The organism is Mesorhizobium sp. M0184 (genome assembly GCF_040322215.1).
In the GTDB taxonomy this organism is placed as follows: domain Bacteria; phylum Pseudomonadota; class Alphaproteobacteria; order Rhizobiales; family Rhizobiaceae; genus Mesorhizobium.
In genome coordinates this window covers 37,546-56,606 of sequence record NZ_JAMYSZ010000035.1, presented here as the reverse complement: position 1 = coordinate 56,606, position 19,061 = coordinate 37,546, and the positions used below count along the sequence as shown (strand labels likewise).

The 19,061-nt window shown below is 61.7% G+C and carries 16 protein-coding genes and 1 pseudogene; 6 read left to right on the top strand and 11 right to left on the bottom strand.

All coding sequences use genetic code 11. The features are described from left to right. Positions 1–89 precede the first annotated feature (89 nt). Positions 90–878: an exodeoxyribonuclease III gene (xth, locus tag NKJ23_RS29245; RefSeq protein ID WP_352684046.1), complete on the bottom strand. Its 789-nt coding sequence runs from the start codon at positions 876–878 to the stop codon at positions 90–92. A 153-nt stretch (positions 879–1,031) separates the two neighbouring features. Between xth and NKJ23_RS34765 the strand changes: the two are divergent. Next, positions 1,032–1,165, top strand: a pseudogene (locus NKJ23_RS34765) (IS21 family transposase); the annotation flags it as partial. 601 nt (positions 1,166–1,766) lie between these two features. On the opposite strand, the gene NKJ23_RS29240 reads toward NKJ23_RS34765, so the two are convergent. After that, a complete protein-coding gene (locus tag NKJ23_RS29240) occupies positions 1,767–2,756 on the bottom strand; it encodes a Tim44 domain-containing protein (RefSeq protein ID WP_352684054.1) in 990 nt (329 codons plus the stop codon). A gap of 364 nt (positions 2,757–3,120) precedes the next feature. Between NKJ23_RS29240 and NKJ23_RS29235 the strand changes: the two genes are divergently transcribed. The 5 genes from NKJ23_RS29235 to NKJ23_RS29215 all read left to right on the top strand — a co-directional run bounded on the left by NKJ23_RS29235 (position 3,121) and on the right by NKJ23_RS29215 (position 7,993). Beyond that, positions 3,121–3,840 carry a FadR/GntR family transcriptional regulator gene (locus tag NKJ23_RS29235; RefSeq protein ID WP_352684044.1) on the top strand — a complete coding sequence of 240 codons (720 nt, stop codon included), beginning with the start codon at positions 3,121–3,123 and terminating at the stop codon, positions 3,838–3,840. Between the two features lie 14 nt (positions 3,841–3,854). Further along, positions 3,855–5,060, top strand: a complete 1,206-nt coding sequence (locus NKJ23_RS29230; RefSeq protein WP_352684043.1) for a mandelate racemase/muconate lactonizing enzyme family protein — start codon at positions 3,855–3,857, stop codon at positions 5,058–5,060. Between the two features lie 39 nt (positions 5,061–5,099). Beyond that, the gene (locus tag NKJ23_RS29225; protein ID WP_352684041.1) at positions 5,100–6,083 is read left to right on the top strand and encodes a sugar ABC transporter substrate-binding protein; all 984 of its coding nucleotides are present in this window, start codon (positions 5,100–5,102) and stop codon (positions 6,081–6,083) included. A gap of 195 nt (positions 6,084–6,278) precedes the next feature. After that, a complete protein-coding gene (locus tag NKJ23_RS29220) occupies positions 6,279–7,259 on the top strand; it encodes an ABC transporter permease (protein WP_352684039.1) in 981 nt (326 codons plus the stop codon). A gap of 2 nt (positions 7,260–7,261) precedes the next feature. Beyond that, positions 7,262–7,993: an ATP-binding cassette domain-containing protein gene (locus NKJ23_RS29215; protein WP_352684037.1), complete on the top strand. Its 732-nt coding sequence runs from the start codon at positions 7,262–7,264 to the stop codon at positions 7,991–7,993. A 52-nt stretch (positions 7,994–8,045) separates the two neighbouring features. On the opposite strand, the gene NKJ23_RS29210 is transcribed toward NKJ23_RS29215, so the two are convergent. The 9 genes from NKJ23_RS29210 to NKJ23_RS29170 form a co-directional block, all read right to left on the bottom strand. After that, positions 8,046–9,044 carry a sugar-binding transcriptional regulator gene (locus NKJ23_RS29210; protein ID WP_352684035.1) on the bottom strand — a complete coding sequence of 333 codons (999 nt, stop codon included), beginning with the start codon at positions 9,042–9,044 and terminating at the stop codon, positions 8,046–8,048. Between the two features lie 98 nt (positions 9,045–9,142). Further along, positions 9,143–10,198 (bottom strand): hypothetical protein, encoded by a 1,056-nt coding sequence (locus NKJ23_RS29205; protein WP_352684033.1) that lies wholly within the window; start codon positions 10,196–10,198, stop codon positions 9,143–9,145. Next, positions 10,199–11,281 carry an ABC transporter ATP-binding protein gene (locus NKJ23_RS29200; RefSeq protein WP_352684031.1) on the bottom strand — a complete coding sequence of 361 codons (1,083 nt, stop codon included), beginning with the start codon at positions 11,279–11,281 and terminating at the stop codon, positions 10,199–10,201. It abuts the gene before it with no gap. 77 nt (positions 11,282–11,358) lie between these two features. Beyond that, the gene (locus NKJ23_RS29195) at positions 11,359–12,684 is read right to left on the bottom strand and encodes an iron-containing alcohol dehydrogenase (protein ID WP_352684029.1); all 1,326 of its coding nucleotides are present in this window, start codon (positions 12,682–12,684) and stop codon (positions 11,359–11,361) included. Then, positions 12,677–14,206: a xylulokinase gene (locus tag NKJ23_RS29190; RefSeq protein ID WP_352684027.1), complete on the bottom strand. Its 1,530-nt coding sequence runs from the start codon at positions 14,204–14,206 to the stop codon at positions 12,677–12,679. Before NKJ23_RS29190 ends, NKJ23_RS29195 begins: the two co-directional genes overlap by 8 nt. A gap of 65 nt (positions 14,207–14,271) precedes the next feature. After that, entirely contained in the window at positions 14,272–15,801 is a 1,530-nt protein-coding gene (locus tag NKJ23_RS29185; protein WP_352684025.1) for an ABC transporter substrate-binding protein, read from the bottom strand. Between the two features lie 47 nt (positions 15,802–15,848). Beyond that, on the bottom strand, positions 15,849–16,748 hold the full coding sequence (locus tag NKJ23_RS29180) for a carbohydrate ABC transporter permease (RefSeq protein ID WP_352684023.1): 900 nt from the start codon (positions 16,746–16,748) through the stop codon (positions 15,849–15,851). Beyond that, positions 16,748–17,659, bottom strand: coding sequence for a carbohydrate ABC transporter permease (locus NKJ23_RS29175; protein ID WP_352684021.1), 912 nt, complete (start codon positions 17,657–17,659; stop codon positions 16,748–16,750). The genes NKJ23_RS29180 and NKJ23_RS29175 overlap by 1 nt, the downstream gene beginning before the upstream one ends. A 345-nt stretch (positions 17,660–18,004) precedes the next feature. Then, entirely contained in the window at positions 18,005–19,051 is a 1,047-nt protein-coding gene (locus NKJ23_RS29170; protein WP_352684019.1) for an NAD(P)-dependent alcohol dehydrogenase, read from the bottom strand. Between the last annotated feature and the right edge of the window lie 10 nt (positions 19,052–19,061).

Genomic DNA, 19,061 nt, shown 5'->3' with positions numbered 1-19,061 from the left:
GCCTGATCAGACCAGATACCGTTCCCGATTCGAAGGCCATCCGTCGAAAGCGCTCGCGTCAACGTGCAGCGAAAATAGCGCTTACTCAACTACTTGCCGGACGGGTCGATCTCTATCCAGGCGGGCACATGATCACTCGGCTTTTCCCAGCCTCGCAGGTCAGCGTCCACGCCCGCGTCACGTAACCTGTTCGAAAGTGATGGGCTGACGAGGAGGTGGTCCATCCGGAGGCCGGAACTCCGATCATAACCGCCTCGGTAGGAGAAGTTCCAGTACGTGTAGATGCCTTTCTCCGGATGAATGCAGCGGACGGCATCCATCCAGCCATTGTCTAGCATTTCGGCGTAGGCCTGCCTGCTCTCCGGAAAGTAGACTGCATCGCCTGTCCAACGTCTCGGCACCACGGCATCGATCGGCGTTGGCACGACGTTGTAGTCGCCGCACAGAACGCTTGTGATCCCCTCCTTAAGCAGTAGCTGGCCGTAGCTGATCAGACGGTCGAACCAGTGGAGCTTATAGTCGAATTTCGGGCCGGGCGCTGGATTGCCGTTGGGCAGGTAGATGCACCCCACGGCGATCCCATCCACCTCTGCCTCGATATACCGGCTGTGAGTATCGTCAGGGTCACCCGGCAGGCCGCGTCGACGCTCCAGGGGCTCCTTTCCCCGTGCGAGTATAGCTACACCGTTGTAGGACTTTTGCCCGTGCCAGATCGCGCCATAACCGGCGTTCCTGACGGCTTCCGCGGGAAATTTCTCATCCGAAGTCTTCAATTCTTGAAGGCACACGATGTCATAGTCGGTCTGACCCAGCCACTTGATGAGCAAGGGCAGGCGACCGTTCACGCCGTTGACGTTAAAGGTTGCGATACGGGTCATCCGAAGTTCTCAACAACCCTTGGCGATTTGAGCATGGAAGGCTCAGATGTTGATGCTTGCATCATGGCGGCAAAGGGAGTGTCGGCCGAATTGAGAAACTGACCCCCTGACGAAATGAAGAACTGACCCCCTCGGTTATGAGAGGAGGCATGGATGACGATTGGGATTTCGGCGATTCCTGCATTGTCGAGAACGATGCAGGGAGAGGAGATGCTTGAGCCTGAAGAGGTGGCAGCGATGCTGCGGCTGCATGAGCTTGGCTGGGGGCGAAGCGACTGGCGAAGGAATCCGATATGGCCGAGCCACAGCTCTCAATTCGTAGCGGCAAGGCGGGCGATCTTGCGAAGGGTTGAACCGAAGCACGGCTCGATCTTGTGGACCACATCGGCCATGGGTCTTGTCCGACCGGACCCGCAGCTTGTGCTGGACGGCGTCCTTGCCCTTGCCCGGCAGGTCGGCCGACTTCGTCGCTCGTCGTGCGAAAGACGTCCGCAATCGTGCGCGGAGCGAAGAAGCCAATGTCGGAGTACTGGACCAGTGCCATTCTCACTGCCTAATCACAAAATGCCTCATAACCTGACGAGATATAGCGTCAAAATGGCATATCTTTGAGAGAAGAAGCTGATAATGGGGAATAATAAACCGTGACCATGCGGTGTTTAGCTGGTTTATTCACCGCAGAAATTGCGGCAAATGATCTTGCATATGCCGTTTGTCGCTCGGCACTGGCCAAGTCCATCGGGCTCAAGGCGACGCCGGCGCGCGCTGGTGAGCTACCGCATCAGTCCGTGACGGATTGATCAAACGCGCGAAAAGGGCGCTGGCCTTCGAGTGGTAGCGCGAAACCTGAACAGCCTCTGCGCAGACATCTCAATGAAGGCAAGCACATCAGCCAGGCTGCTGTATTGCGGCAAGCTTCCAGTCACCGCCGTTCTGCCGCGTAAAGGTCCACAGTTCGGCCGTCTCCGTCGGCTGATCGGCCTGGCCCTCAACGATCTTGCCACTGATGCGGTCGCGGGTCACGTCGCGAGACTCATAGCGCAAAGCAGCCGTCGCGTAGTCGCGATCACCCTCCCGCCAACTTTCCGCAATATCGGCCTCCAGCAGGCTGACGTCCGACACGTCGTTCCTGACGCCCTTTTTGGCATTGTCGGCAAGTTCCTCGGACAGATAGGACACCATCTCGGGTGTCACCAACCGGCGCAATGCAGCATGGTCCTCGCGCCCGAATGCTTCCTGAACTTCCGTCAGCCGGTGCTGGAACGTGTCCAGATCGGTTTGGGTGAGAGTGATCTCATCGGAAGCATTGTCTTGGTTCGTTCCGCCATATCCTGACCCAATGCCTGGAATGGGGAACGCTGTGGTGTTGCTCGGGTCAGGCCGGGCTGCGGCGCTTCGCCCAAAGGTCCCGGTGCCTCGCGAGGCACCGGCCATAGCGGGTGCCGGGTTTTGCGCCGCCTGCGAGCGGAAAAAGCGGATCGCCAGCATGATCGCGCCGCCGAACAGCAGTACTTGGAGCAAAAGACCCAACATGCCGGCCAAGCCGCCGAACCCATGGCCCAGAAGAACGCCGATCAAACCGCCGAGAAGCAGCCCACGCATCATCGATCCGCCGAGGCCGTTGAAGAAGCCCGGGCGCTGGAATGCCTGCGGCTGACGGGCCGCATTGTTCGTGGCCGCATTGGGCGTCATCGAGCGCTCGACCGGTGCGGCCGGTTGCGGCGCAACTCTGGTCGGCGGGACCGGCTGGAAAGTGCGCATGCCGCGACTGCCGAAGCTGCCGCCACGGCGCGCATCGGCGTGATCCACAGCGACCATGGAAAATGCCAGGAACAACCCCGCAAACAAAACTGCAAACCGTCCCCAACGCGAAATCAGCATAGGCAAGTCCTCAAGTGACACTCTTTCCGCTCATATGGGGTGCGTCGATCGAAATATCAGTGAACCGTCCGGCGAGATATTTTCGGGCGGCATGGGCGGCCGCCCGCCGGTTCACGACGAGAATGTCTGCCCTACCCAAGCGCGATGATCGCTGTTCGACCACGCAGGCTCCCGCACCCGGCCGACCGGAATCGGTCGCGTCAACAGCATCGGTCATGCAAGCCTCTGGTCATCGATGTCCCCGGTGATGATGCCGAGGGTCTCCCGGCGAAGACTCGATTGACATACAGCTTTCCTATGTACTATCAACATATCTGGAAAACCTGCCATACAGGTTTGCCCCTCCTGAACTGGAGATTGCGTGAGCACGGCCGTATCCGCAAAACATTCCGACGCAGCGAGCCTGGTCAGCAATACGATCGGCGAGATCACGCGCCATATCCGCGCGCATGAGCTCGGGCCCGGCGACCAGCTGCCCAGCGAGGCCGCGCTTTCGAGACAATTGAGCGTCTCGCGTACCGTGGTTCGCGAGGCCTTCAGCTCGCTCGCCGCCATGCGGCTTATCGACCTGAGGGCGGGCAGACGGGCTACGGTCGCCGAGCTGGATTATGGCGCCATGTCACTGGTGATCGAGCATGGCGTCCACACCGAGCAGATCACGGTGCAGCAAATCTACGACGTGCGCCGCACGATTGAGACCCGCACCGCCATGCTGGCGGCCTTGCGCAGAACCGCCGACGAAGTGGAAATGATCAGGACGCACGCGCTCGCCATGCGCGAGAATTTCAAACGGCCCGAACAGGTCATGGAGCACGATCTCGCCTTTCACCTCGAAATCGCCAAGGCTGCGAAGAATCCGGTTTTCAGCCTCATCGTCGGCGCGTTCGAGCGCGTATCGCGCCAGACCTGGCCGATCGGCTGGCGGACCCGCCCTTCGGATGCCGAGCAGTTGCAGATGATCCAGATCCATATCGACCTCGCCGAAGCAATCGAGACCGGTGATCCCCAGTCGGCGCGTGACCTGATGGCGAGGCATTTTGACGAGAGCGTCAAGGCCCTGCTGGCGGCCGGCATCGCCTGAGGAGCAGGGGCGCAATGAAGATCACGAAACTGGAAACGCTGCGGCTCAAGGAGCGGCCGAACCTTCTCTGGGTCCTGGTCCACACGGACGAAGGCCTCGTCGGACTCGGCGAGACCTTCTTCATGGCTGAAACCGTCGAGACCTATCTGCACGAATATGTCGCGCCGTGCGTGATCGGGCGCGATCCCTTGCAGATCGACCTGCTTGCTGCCGACCTCGTCGGGTATCTCGGTTTCCGATCGACGGGCGCGGAAGTCAGGGGCAATTCCGCTTTCGACGTCGCGCTTTGGGATCTGTTCGGAAAGGCGACGGGTCAGCCGATCGCACAACTCCTCGGCGGCTTCACTAGGCACGAGATCAGGACCTACAACACCTGTGCCGGAACCGAATACATCAAGAAGGCCACCGGGCAGACGACGGCCAACTACGGGCTCGACAAGGCCGGCGACGCCTATGATGATCTGAACGGCTTCCTTCACCGCGCCGACGAACTGGCGCATTCGTTGTTGGAGGAAGGCATCACGGCCATGAAGATCTGGCCCTTCGACATGGCCGCCGAGAAAACGCGCGGCCAGTATATATCGCAGCCCGACTTGAATTCCGCGCTGGTGCCATTCGAGAAAATCCGCAACGCGGTCGGCGACAAGATGGACATCATGGTTGAATTCCATTCAATGTGGCAGCTGCTGCCGGCCATGCAGATCGCTCGCGAGCTCGCCCCCTACAACACCTTCTGGCACGAAGATCCGATCAGGATGGACAGCCTGTCCAGCCTGAAACGCTATGCCGAGGCTTCGCTGGCGCCGATATCGGCTTCGGAGACGCTCGGTTCCCGGTGGGCTTTCCGTGACCTTCTCGAGACCGGAGCGGCCGGGGTCATTATGCTCGATATCAGCTGGTGCGGCGGGCTCTCGGAGGCGCGCAAGATCGCTGCCATGGCTGAGGCATGGCACCTGCCGGTCGCGCCACACGACTGCACCGGTCCAGTGGTGCTGGGCGCATCGACCCATCTGTCGCTGAATGCGCCGAACGCACTTATCCAGGAGAGTGTCAGGGCCTTTTACAAGACCTGGTACCGCGATCTTGTGACCGCATTGCCGGAGGTGAAGAACGGCATGATCACCGTGCCTCCCGGACCGGGCCTCGGCATGGAACTGAACCCGGAGATCGATCGCGCCTTCACGGCGCTTCGACGGGTGAGCGACGCATCTACTCTCTGAAAATGAACCTGAAGCAGCTTTCTACGGAGGAGGAGAACCATGAAGAAGCTACTTATCTCGGCAGCCTTGGGAGCAGTACTGGCTGGAGGCTCGGCAATCGGCTCACGCGCACAGGAGCCGATGAACATCGTCTTCACGCACCATTCGTCGGCGTCGAACCCGTTCTGGCAGGCGGTTAAGAAGGGGTTTGACGACGCCTGCGCCAAGATCCAGGCCAATTGCCAGATGGTCTTCACCCAGACCGAAGGCTCGATCGAGCAACAATCGGCCAACATGCAGGCGGCACTCGCGGCAAAACCGGACGCGCTGATCACCTCGATCGTCGACAACAATGCCTTCGACCAGATCATCGCCGACGCCCGCGCTGCCGGCGTCACGGTCATCGCGTCCAACGTCGACGACACCGAGGGTGCAGCCGGCAATGCCCGCCAGGCTTTCATCGGACAAGGCTTCATTCCCGCCGGCTACGAACTCGGCAAGAAGATATCCGAGTTCTTCCCCAAGGAAGGCAAGATCAGGGCGCTCGTCGGCGTCTCCGCGCCCGGTCAGAACTGGTCTGAACAGCGCGCTGCCGGCGTCATGAAATTCCTTGAGGAATACAAGGCCGCGAATGCCGGACGCGAAGTGGTCATCGAACGGCTCGACACCGGCACAGATGGCGCCGTCGTCGCCGATCGTGTTGGCGCCTATCTGTCTGCGCACCCGGACACCACGGTGTATTTCGACACCGGCCTTTGGCATGCCTACGTGGCCCAGGTCCTGATCGATCGCGGCATCGAGCCGGGCAAGGTGCTGATGGGCGGCTTCGACATCGTCTCGGAAGTCCTGCAACAGATGGAAGCGGGTTACATCCAGGTCCAGGTCGACCAGCAGCCCTACATGCAGGGCTTCATGCCGGTGATGGAAGCCTATCTCGCCAAGAACGTCGGTCTGCTGCCGGCAGACATCGACACCGGCAAGGGCATCATCGTCAAGGAAGACGTGCCAAAGCTCAAGGAACTGGCCGCACAAGGCGTGCGGTAGGCGCGAAGCCGGCGTCCTCTCCTCGTTCTTTACGCGGAGAGGGCAAGGGCGAGGGCCAGGGAGCAAGGCCTTGGGCGTCGGCTCCGTCCCACCTCCAACGGCATCTCCCTTGTCAAGGGCGGTAGAAGACAGACTGCCGCCATGCCCTTGCCGATGCGACAAGCCAGCGCAAACAATCCCAAGCCGGAGCGAATGATGAAGCGCTTGATGAAGATTTATCTGGAGAAGCCGGAGCTTGCGGCGGTCGTGTTCCTGCTCCTCCTCCTCCTCGTCTTTCAGATTCGCTCGAACGGCGTATTTCTGAACACACAGAACGTGCGTGGAATGCTTGGGCTGCTGCCCGAAATGGGGCTGGTCGCGATCGGCGTGACCCTGCTGATGATATGCGGCGAGTTTGATCTTTCGGTAGGCTCGGTATTTGCTCTGACCCCGATGACCATGGCGGTGATGCTGGCGGCAGGCGTGCCGTTCGCGCCGGCTTTTGCCGCCGGGCTCGCGATCGCCGCCCTGATTGGCTTCTTCAACGGGTTCATAACGATTCGTTTCGCGATACCAAGTTTCATCACCACGCTTGGCATGCTGTTCATCGCGCGTTCGCTGACGGTGGTAATCTCCGGTGGCTTCCCTCCTGTCATCCCAGCCAACGCTCTGCCCAAATGGCTGTTTACGATCTATGTGGGGCCGGGCGACCTCTTTCGCATGTCGTTCTTCTGGTTTCTCGCCGTGGCAATCCTGGTGACGGTGCTCCTGTCGCGCACGAATTTCGGCAACTGGGTGCGCGCCACCGGCGGCTTTCTGCCCGCCGCGCAATCGATGGGCATCCCGACGGCCCGGGTGAAGGTCGCCTGCTTCATGATCTGTTCGGTGCTCGCCGGCTTTGCCGGCACCATTCAGGTGATGCGGCTCGGCGCGCCGCTGCCCTCGATCGGCGAGGGGCTGGAGTTGCAAGCCGTGTCGGCTGCCGTCATCGGTGGCGCCTCGCTGGCTGGCGGCATCGGCACCATCTTCGGCGGCATCATCGGGGCTGCCCTTATCCGCGTCATCGACAACGGACTGGTGCTGAGCCAGGTTGACGCCAACTGGTTCAAGATGGCAATCGGCTTCCTGACTATCTTCGCGGTCGTCGTGAACGCCTGGCTTCGAAAGCGGGGCAGGGCAATGAAGGTGGAGACCTGATCATGGCGGTACCCATCATCGCGATCAAGGGACTCCAGAAATGGTATTCCGGCGTCCACGCCTTGAAGAACGTCACTCTGGACATTTATCCAGACGAGGCGCTGGGCCTCGTCGGCGACAACGGCGCCGGCAAAACGACGCTGATCAACATCTTGTCAGGCATCCAAAAGCCCGATGGCGGCGAGATCAGGATCGACGGTGAACCGGTCCGCTTCTCGAACCCGCGCGACGCCATGGATCGCGGCATCGAGACGATCTACCAGTACAATTCGATGGTCCCGACCATGACCATCGCCCGCAACGTTTTCATCGGACGCGAGCCGGTGAAGGGCTCGGTTTTCGGCATCGGCATCCTGGACCAGAAGCGCATGCGTGACGAAAGCGTCAAGGCGATCGCCGACGTCGATCTGCATCTAAGATCACCCGACGCGCTGGTCGGCGAACTGTCGGGCGGCCAGCGCCAAGGCGTGGCGATCGCCCGGGCCATGCACTTCAAGTCGAAAGTCATGATCCTCGACGAGCCGACCAATCATCTCTCGGTGAAGGAGACGCGAAAGGTGATCGGCTTCGTTCGCGCCCTCAAGGCCCAGAACATCACCAGCGTCTTCATCAGCCACAACATGCATCATGTTTTCGAATGCTGTGACCGGGTCGTGGCCATGGCGCGCGGCGAGATCGTTCTCGACAAGCGGATCGGCGAGACTTCGATCGAGGAAATCCACGAGGTTTTGTGACGCGAAGAAGCGATCACTCGCGAGCCGCTCTGCTGGTAGAGGTCAGTCTGCGCTACGGCTTTTCCGCAAGGATCGCCTCAGCGGTTTTCTCGTCGGTGATCAGCACATCGACGACTCCCAGACGCAACACGGCGCGCAGCACCGGAACCTTGTCGAGGCCGCCGGAGGGCAGGATCACAGTGTCGACGTCGCGCAGGTGTTCGGGGGCGAGGCCGATGACACGGCTGTTTAGCGGGTGATCGACGAGTTGTCCGTCGGCGCCGATCCAGTGGCCGCAAATATCGCCGACGGCTCCGGCTTCGCGCAGCGATCTGAGATCATCGTCTCCTACCAGTCCGATCCGAAAGATGGTGGCGTCCTTGTGCACCGCGCCCACCGAAACGAAAGCGGCGTCAACGTCGCGGGCATGGGTGAAGGCGTCTTCCAGAATGGACTGGCGCATAAGCAGATCGCGCGTGGCCTCCGTATCCGTGAAAACGGGTGCTGCGATGTAGAAGCATTCCGCATCGAAAAGCGCCGCGAGCCGCGAGGCGATTTCATAGATGTTGATCGCCGATCCACGCGTGAGCCCGCCAAGCAGGGAAACGACCGACATCCCTCTGACGGGGCGTACGGTCACTGAGCGCAGACTAAGCTGGAGCGTCCGTCCCCATCCCACGCCCACCGATATCCCGTCACGGATTCTATGCGACAGGGCCTCACCGGCAGCGGCTGCGATCACCTGTGGCACCAGGGCGGGATCGGGCGGTGTCGGAACCACGATTGGGTCGGAAGCGCCATAGGCGTCCCGCAGCCGGTGCTCCAGCTCGATGCAGTTCGCCACCTTGGAATTGATGCGAATCTGAACGATCCCCCGCTGACGGGCATGCGCCAGCATCCGGTTGACGCGAAGGCGGGTCAGGCCAAGAGACTTGGCGATTTGCGCCTGCGTCAGGTCACCGACATAAGCAAGCCAGGCGGCGCGTACGAGCAGCCCTTCCTCGCGATCGGCCGTGACGGAACTCGTTACGGCTTGGCGGCCGTCGCGTTTTTTTCGTGCTGGTTTCTCCATCAGATCATCCTGTCCACTCCGCGGCAGCGGGTCCCGAGCGGGCTCGGCGGAGCCATGTGCTCATCGATATGAGGCATCAATCGAGTTTCCCGGCTCCGCTAGCCTCGATGATAGCGGTCGAAGGACAAGACCAGCGGAGCATCATGGCAAATTGCGTCGATGATGGCTCTCGTCAGCGGTAGGCGATCGTGGGGAAGTACACCCCGGGCCATCATATTCTTCAAAGTCGGACCAAGGTCCAGCGCCAGTTGCGCGCCCTCGACCGTGTCCGAACTCATATGTTCGCGCTTCGCCACGGAATAGGGCAGGCCGCGGCCGAGCAGGCGCCCCATGCGACCGTTACGGCCCGCCTGGCAGGTCACATAAAGATCGCCGGAGCCGGCCAGCCCCAGCACTGTTTCGACCTTTCCACCCAGGGCTTCGACCAGAATCGCCATCTCGGCGAGGGACTGCGAGAAAAGTGACGAGGCTAGGTTGTGCATGAGTGCGCCATTGGGCGCCTTGCCGTCGCGCTCGAGCAGCCCGACGGGAGCTCCAACGGCGAGTGTGTAGAAATTCTTGAAAGCGGCGCAGATCTCGACGCCGACGAGATCGGATGACGATCGCGCATGATAGAAAGGCGCGTGCAGAATGCGGGACGCCGCGGCGACCTGGTCGGGATCATGCCCGGCCACGATCACAGAGGTGTCGCGCTGCGCCGCCAGTTCGCCGGCAATGCACGGTCCGCCGACGGCCATCGCCGGGACCGACAAGCCAGTGCGTTGCTCGATCTCGCGGGCAAGCAGATGTGGCAGGATTTCCACGCCTTCGTCGCTTGCCGCAAGCCCTTTCGTAATCATCAGTATCGGCACGGGCGACTTGATGCTTTCTGCAATGCGGTCGATCGCCCAAGGAATGCCGGCCGACGAAACGCCGAGTACAAGCAGATCGGGTCCATCGTTCATCGCCGCCCCGAATTCGGTCCAGGAACAGGCGGTTACCACATCAGGCAGAGTGATGTTGAGGCGTGGATGATGACTTGTGCTAGCCACCGAGCCGACGATCTCCTCATCGAGATGGGTCCCGACAAGAGTGATGCGGTTACCAGCGTGAGCGGCCGGAAGCGTCATGGCAGAGCCCATGACGCCGGCGCCGAGGATGATGATCCGCGCCATTCAGCTTCTTCCCTTGTCCAGCCGCTCGCCGCTGCCTTGGTCGAACAGGTGGATTCGCTCAGGCGCCGGCTCCAGATGGATCACAGCTCCAGGAGAGAGCTCCATGCGATCATGCAGCACCGAGCAGATCGCGGTGTTGCCCATGCTGGCAAAGATGTGGATTTCGGGGCCAGTCGGCTCGACAACCGTAATCTTCGCCGGAATACCGCGCCCGTCGGCCACTGGTCGAAGATGTTCGGGGCGAATGCCGTAGATCACCTTTTGGCCGGGCCGAACCGCAGCCCCTGGCGGCAGCGGGAGCGATAGCTCGTCGGTCCGCACCACCCAGGCGTCGCGCTCGGAAGCCACCTCGCCATGGAACATGTTCATTGCGGGCGAGCCGATGAAGGAGGCGACGAAGAGGTTTGCCGGCCGATCATAGACATCGAGCGGGCGCCCGATCTGCTCGATATGGCCGTCGCGCATGATGACGATGACATCGGCCATGGTCATGGCCTCGATCTGGTCATGCGTGACATAGACGGTGGTGGTCTTCAGCCGCTGGTGGAGCTCCTTGATTTCGGTGCGCATCTGCACGCGCAGCTTGGCATCGAGATTGGACAGCGGCTCGTCGAACAGGAACACAGTTGGATCCCGCACGATGGCGCGACCCATGGCGACGCGCTGCCGCTGGCCGCCCGAAAGCTGGCGAGGGTACCGTTCCAGATAGGGGGTCAGGTTGAGGATCGATGCCGCCCATCCGACCTTCTGTTTGATTTCTTCGGTTGGGCGTTTCTTCAACTGCATGGAAAAGGCCATGTTGTCGAAGACGGTCATGTGCGCGTAAAGAGCGTAGTTCTGGAAGACCATCGCGATGTTGCGGTCTTTGGGGTGGAGCGTGTTGACGACCCTGTCGCCTATGGCGATCTCACCGGATGTGATGGGCTCGAGACCGGCTATCATGCGCAACAGCGTGGACTTGCCGCAGCCGGACGGCCCCAGCAGAACGACGAACTGGCCATCCTCGATCGAGAGATCGAGTCCATCGATAATAGAGAGGGCGCCATAGTCCTTCTTTATGTTGCTGATGGTGACAGACGCCATAAATTGCTACCCTTCGATTGCCCTTGCCGGTTGGATCCCATTTTCGCCATGCGAGCCATTGGCGATCGGATGCGCTCTCACCGTTCGCTCTCCAGAAACTCTTCCAAGAGTCCTGCATCGCCGGCCAGATTGATGAAGGACCATCGACCGCGGATTTCCCGCGAATAGCGAACGGCATCGTGCCAAAGCGCGCGCGGCAGGCCTAGTTCCGCGCCGGTGACCGGCCCCCCGGCAGCCTTGAGTGCTGCCTCCATGCCGGCGACCGGCATTGCCATGGGCCGAACCTCCTGGCGCAGGGCTGGCCAGATTTCCGCAAGCCTGCGGTTGAAGGTTTCCGCCTGGCTGGCGTCGAGTGCCGTCTTCTTCGTCTCGGCAATGCAAAGTGGTCCAAGCTGCGCGCCATAGCGGGCCAGCATCGCCGCTTCGTCGATGGCGGTCGGCTTCACCCGCGGCGGCTCTTTCATGTCCAGCAGCCGCGCTTGCAGACGCGCCATGACCAGCGAGGCAACCCCCACCTGCTGGCCGTGCGTGGTGCCGGGATGACGCTCTCCCGCGAACATGTCGACCCAATGGGAAATCTGGTGCTCTCCCATGGACCCGGGATGGGAAACGCCGGCAAAGCACACGCCCATCGAGCACAGCGTCAGGACGCGCTGGAGATGTCCGACAGCGGTGACGTCATGCCTGGCAAGGCCAGGCGCATGGGCCAGCATCGGCTCCTCATCGCCCGCCTGCAGCAGGTAAGGCACCTCGGAATAGTAAGTGTCGAACAGCCGATGCGAAGCCCACCAGTCGATCTGGGCGGTGGAGCGGCAGAGGCTGTCACCAAGCCCGGCGGCGCTGAGCCAGGCGGGCGCTGCGGCCGACACGCCAAGGTCCAGGAAGATGCCCCGGGGCGCGTGTGAGGGCAGCGAGATCTTGAGCCCGGAGGCCAAGGTCACTGACGCTGTCGAGGCGCCGTAGCCATTCATCGAGGCTGCCGTGCCGAAGACGGCATAGGGCCGCTCGTCGAGGAAGGTTGCATGCTTGCAGCTGTCGTTGAGGACACCGGATCCGACGGCCACGACCCCGTCGGCGTGACGCGTCTTCTCCCTGACCATCTGGATCATTGCCTCATCGCAGTCGAGGCCGTCAGGCAGCACGATTTCATCGATGTCAGCGATAGCACGCAGCGCCTTCGCGACGCGCCTGCCCATCACCTCGACGGTGTTGATATCCGACACAACAGCGATGCGGCTGCCTAGCTTCAGCGGCGCAACGAGATCCGCCTCGCGGCCTTCCGTCGTCTCGAGCAATTCGATCGTCTGGAACGGCAGGACCGCGGCCGCGCCGGTCTTGGGATCTGTCCAGCGTCCCGCGACAACGTCCTCGATCAACGCGTTCCAGTTGGTCGTTTCAGCCATGATCGGCCTCCATGAAGGCCGCGAGGCGCTGGTTCCAGGCTGAAAGCGTTGGCCAAAGATCGGCATGGATCGCAAGAAGTTCGGCGTAGAGCGCGGCCCGTTTCGTGTCCGGTTCGAAGGTTTTGGCCGGCTCGCTGGCCATTGCGAGCGACGCTTCGGCGATGGTGGAAAACCAGCCCACCCCCTTTGCCGCCGCCATCGCCGCGCCAAGCGAGGAGGCTTCCACCGTCGTCGAACGTTTTACGGGGCGGCCGAGTGCATCCGCCAGAATCTGCATCCACAGGTCGGACTTCGCTCCTCCGCCGATGGCTATGAACTGGTCGATAGTCTGGGCGGCAGCCGCAGCCGCCCGCTGACTTGTCGCGGCCTGATGCAGCGCTATGCCTTCCAGCACGGCGCGATAGATGTCGCCGCGGCGGCTGGAGCCGGAGAGCCCGGCAATCACACCACGGGCCGCACTATCCCAGTGTGGGTCCATGACGCCCTGCCAGTAGGGCAGGAGCATTATGCCGCCTGCGCCGATCGGGCTGGCAGCGGCTTCGGCCTCGAGCGCCTCCAGGGCATCGCTTGCGCCATGCAGATCGACGCCAAGCATTTCGCGCGCCATCCAGTCGACAAGAAAAGTGCCGGCGCGAAGGCACGTCTCATAGATATAGCCATTGTCGGCGACCGCCATTTCGGTGCGGAAGGCCTGGTCGTGGACGTAGTCCGTGCCGAAACTGCCGGAGACGACCGCCGTGCCGAGGTTGATGTAAGCGCATCGCGCCTGCAACACACCAGCGCCCGTGCCGGCGCATTGACCATCGCCGCCGCCGGCGACGATCGGCGTGCCCTCGCGCAGGCCCGTCGAAATGGCCGCTTCCGAAGTCAGTTGGCCCAGAACGGTGCCGGGCCGCGCCAGGTCCGGCATCATGCGCCGGGCGACGCCCGCTGCCTCCAGTATATCGTTCGACCAGTCCATAGCTCGCATATCGAGTATGCCCATCGGGTCCGCGGATGCGGTGGACGTCACCCACCGGCCGCTCAAGCGAAAGACCAGATAGCCGTGGACTTCGGCCATCCGCTCCACCCGGGCAAAAATCTCGGGCTCTTCCTCGCGAAACCAGATCATGCGGTAAAGGCAAGGAATGACGTCCAGCGGCTTGCCGGATATTGCGTGGACGCGTGCCGCGCCGAAGCTCTCGCCGAAGCGCCGTGCTTTGCCACGGGCGCGCTCATCGAGCCAGAGCGTCGCCGGCCCGACCGCTTCGCCTTGCTCGTCGAAAAGGCCGAAGCTCTCGCGTTGGTTGGCAATCGCAAGGGCGGCAATGCGTGCCGGCGAAACTGTTGCCGCGACCACACGAAGCGCCGTGACCGTCGAGGCCCACCATTCGGCCGGATCCTGCTCGAAATAGCCCGAACGCGGGTTGGACATTGCAAGCGGTGCACGACCTTCGGCCACGGCCAGACCATTGCGGTCCCAGGCGATCGCCTTGGTTGCCGAGGTCGAGGAATCAATGCCGATGACGAGATCAGGAACCATTGCCGCCACGTTGCCAACGGGCGAGGGCGGCCGAAGCCGCCTTCGCCCAAATCACCGACTAGCCGCTAAAGACCGGCGTCCTTGACTTTGCCGTCGACAATGCCGGCAATGGCATCGAGACATGCCTTGGCATCGCCGCCATAGTCTTGGCCCGTAAGCAATTTGCCGAGTTCAACCGGAATGTCGTTGTTCGACAAATCCGCCCAGATCGGCATGTCCGGCTCCGATCCCATCTGATTGTCGATCGTGTATTTGATCGCGTCGAAATGGCGTGTCGTTCCGGGCCCGACAACGGCCTTTGCCTTGACCCGAGGATCTGTAAAAGACGAATTGCGCATCGGCGACGCGCCGCCGCCGAGCGTCGATACCCGCGCCATGACATCCTTCGAGCAGACCCACTGCATGAACAGCCATGCCGCTTCCTTGTTCTTGGAATATTGCGACAGCGAAATCGTCGAGCCGCCCTGGTGACCGACGGCCGGGATCTCATTGAAGCCGCAATCGGCGGCGGCGCGACGACCAGGAACCTCCTTGGGCGCGGGCAGGGCCTCGAACAGGCCTTTGACCTTGGAATCGTTGGCGTCGAAGCCGGGGAAATCTTCGCCCCAGGTGATTGCCATGGCGGCCTGACCCTGTGTCAGTGCCTGTCCCTGCCCGTCCCAGGTCCAAGTCGTCGCCGACGGCGGCGAGTTCTTGACCAGCTCCTGATAGAATTTGAGCCCGGCCACGCCGCGTTCGTCATTGCCGACAAACTTCTTGTCTTTGTTGAAGATCGAACCGCCATGGCCCCACAATGCGAAAGTCCAGTCGCATTCCAGCGAATAGTGGCCGGACTTCGCCTGGCACGCGGTGCCGAAGATGCCGTTGCTTTTTTCTGCCTCTGTGAGCGCCTGGACGGCCTTGAGGTAGGCGTCGAGGTCTGTCGGCAGGGCAATGTTGTGTTTGTCGAAAAGATCCTTGCGGTACATCAGGATGAAGATCGGAATATCGAATGGAATTCCGCACTGTTTGCCGTTGTACATGGCGATGCCGTCGACCAGCGGCTTGGAGAAATCGTCCCAGTCGAAGTTGGGCATCGCCAGTTCTTTGTTCTGGTCGTAATACTCGCGCGGATCGACGACATCCTGGGCAAATGTCGCCATCCAGGACTGGTCGAGATAGTAGACGTCGTAGGTGCCAAGCTGGCCCTGTACGTCTTGCGTCGCCTTGGCGAGAACCTGCTCCAGCGGCACGATCTCGACTTCCACCTCAATGCCGGTTGCCTTGGTGAATTCACCCGCGACAAGCTGGTTGGCAACAATCGTTGGCGGCGTCGCTTCCGAAGTGTAGCGGATTTTGGTGCCGGCATATGGTTTGCCGACGTCGGTCAGCCACTTCAGCATGTCGGCGTCCTGGGCGCGGGCTTCTTCAACCCCGAGGCCCAGCATCCCCCGATTGGTGCGGCCACCACCTAGCATGGCCGATCCGAAGGCGGAAAAGCCGACACCGGCGAGCGCCATCTTCCTCATGAAGTCGCGTTTGGTTATCCGGCGCGCCGTAAAGTCATTGCAGGTATCGGCGACGAATGTCTTCTTGTCGTGTTCACTGAAGCTCATGATCGTTCCTCCATTGCGTTTTTGTCGTCGTTCTTCTCGTCTGCGCCTCACTCCTTCAGCGATCCGAGGGTGAGGCCGCGGACCAGATGCCGTTGAACCAGCAGGATAAAGATGAAGCTGGGTATGATCGCGGACGTGCCGAGCGCTGTGATGTAGCCCCACTCGGTCGCGGTCGATGTGACAAAGGTCGAGATCTTCACCGGCACAGTGCGGATCGACGTTGTCAGGAACAATGAGAGCAGGAACTCGGTCCACGAAAAGATGAAACACAGCACGGCCGTCGCAGCGATGCCGCCCTTGACCATGGGAAGGACCACGCGTCGGAACGTCTGCCAGCGCGTCGCGCCGTCAATCAGCGCCGCTTCATCAACCTCGCGCGGAACATCGTCGAAGAACGACTTCAAAAGCAGAACCGCCAGCGGCAGGTTGATCAAACTGTGAACGAGGACGAGGCCCGTATAGGTATCGCGCAAGCCGAGATCTCGGAACATGAAAACGATTGGAATGACGATCGCGATTGGCGGCATGAAGCGCTGCGAGAGAATCCAGAACAGGAAGGACTGCTGGCCGCTGAACTGCATTCGCGACAGGCAATAGGCGGCCAGCGTGGCCAGCAGCAGCGTCAGCGCCGTCGATCCGATGGCTATGATGGCGCTGTCGAGCAACGACTGGCGGGAATCGTAGGAGCTGGCGCCACCCTTGATCACCCCGGCCGCCTCGCCGCCCTGTTCCATGCCGATGTCGACGCGTGAGACGCCAAGCAACGTCACGCGGTAATTGTCCGGCGTCGGCGTGAAACCGGTGTAGACCGGTCCGCTGCGGTCGAAGATCGCCGAATAGGGTTTGATGGACGACAGCGCCCACCACGCGATCGGGAACATGAAGATCGCCACCACTAGGACGGCGAGGACGTCGCGGGCGATCGTTTGGGCGCGCGACGACTCCATCAGAACCTCACCTTGAACAGCCTGACGAAGAGGTTCGACACGACGATCAAGACGACGAGCACGATCAGCGACAGGGTTGCGGCATAGGGGAAGTCTCCGGTGAAGTAGATACGGCCAGCGTAGAACGAAAGCGTCTCGGTGGCCGTGCCTGGCCCGCCGGCGGTGATGATGTAGACGTAGTCGTAGATGCGAAAGAGATCGACGCCGCGGATCAGTACCGCGACCGCTATCACCTTGCGCAGCATCGGCAATGTGAGCCGCAAGAACGTCTGGATGCCGTTTGCACCGTCGATCGCGGCTGCCTCGAAAGGTTCCTTCGGCAGCGCCCTGAGCCCTGCCAGGATGATGAGCACCATGAACGGCGTCCATTGCCATATGTCTGCCAGCAGGATCGCCGCCAATGCGGTTCCGGGCTGCGTCAGGATCGGCTGTGCCGGCGAGATCAGGTCGAGGGCATAGAGGTAGAACGACAGGACGCCGAAAGAGCCGTCCTGCATCAGCAGGAACATCATTCCGGTCACTGCAGGCGGCACTACCAGCGGCAGTGTCATCAGCGCCCGCAGCACGCCGTAACCTTTGCGATCGGTGTCAAGCAGAAGCGCGATGAGGATGCCGAGCGCAAGCTGAACCGCAAGCGCGACGAAGGTGTAGATCAGCGTGGTTTCCAGCGAATGCCACATACGCGCATCCGAGAAGGCGCGCGTCCATTGGTGGAGCCCGGCGAAGTCGAGCTGCCGGGAGACGACATTGCGTTTGTGAAACGACAGCCAGACTGAATAGGCGAGGGGATAGATGCCGAAAACGAGAAGCATCACCGTGATCGGCGCGAGCCAGGGGAAAGGATGCTCGGCCGTCATGAACCGGGGAAGGGCCCATCTGGGCGCTTCGCGGGTCACGGTCACCGTGCTCACGCGCAAATCTCTGCTCGGTCACACAGACGCATCGGCCTTCTCCCTATCGGCCAGATTGTGCCAACTTGAACTTTTGTAAGTTTGTTGTGCCTTTTGTTAAGAACGTGTCGGACGGCCGCCGAATTGTCAAGTCGGTTCCGTCAGCGCTCCAGGGATTTGCTCGTGGTCCCAGAGGATGCCGTGATCGCCGGGTATGGAGTTGTTTTTGGAGGCAGCGCCGCCGGCAAATGCCGTGTACAGCATCAAAAGCGCTCAGGGCCGCCGTCAGCCAGCCTTGGCTGCCCAAGAACTACGCAACGCATCGAGGAGATCGGGAGGACAACCCGGGGGCTTTTGGAACTCCCCTTAATCCGGCAACAAGATCTGAAGCTTTACGTCCGCGGGCCGGGCTTCGACTGCGCGGTCGAAGGCGGTGATGGAATCTTCGAAGGGGAAGGTCGCCGAAATGAGTGGCTTTAGGTCGACCCGGCCCGACCCCATCAGCGCGATTGCCCGCTCATATTGGTGGGCATATCGGAACACAGTCTCGATGCGGACTTCCTTGGTCGAGGCGGTGGCGACATCGAATGCGATCGGCGCCACCGGCAGGCCGACCACCACTACCGCGCCACCGGGCCGCGGCAGATCGAGCAGGGTCTCCCATGCCTTGGACGAGCCCGAGCATTCAAACACCACGTCGGCGCCCCAGCCATCGGTCAGGCGCTTTAGCTCCGCCGCCAGGTTCTTGTCGCGGACGTTGATCGGGATCACGCCTTGATAGCCGCCGGCGATGTCGAGCTTGGGTTGGGCGAGATCTGCAACAACGGCGCGGGCGCAGCCGCCGGCGAGCGCCGCGATCGCCACCATCGTGCCGATCGGCCCTGCGCCAATCACCACCGCCGTGTCGCCCGGCGCGATCTTTGCTTTGGCAGCCGCCTGCATGCCGACAGCGAAGGGCTCCACCATGGCGCCTTCGGCGAAGCTGACATTGTCGGGCAGTTTGAAAGTGTAGTTGGCGGGGTGGACGACATAGGGCGTCAGCACGCCGTGGATCGGCGGCGTTGCCCAGAACCTGACCGCTGGATCGATGTTGTAGAGGCCGAGCCGGCTCGCCCGCGAATTGGGATCGGGGATACCCGGCTCCATGCAGACGCGGTCGCCGACCTTCAGATGCTCGACGCCTTCCCCCGTTTCGACGACGGTGCCGGCGGCTTCATGGCCCAAGACCATCGGCGCTTCGACCACGAACGGGCCGATGCGGCCATGCGTGTAGTAGTGCACGTCGGAGCCGCAGATGCCCACCGTATGGATCTTGATGCGAACTTCGCCCGGGCCGACGGTCTGTGGCAGATCGATGTCACGCAGCTTGAGTTCGTGCTGGCGTTCAAGGACAAGGGCGCGCACGTTCGTCATCGACGTAGTC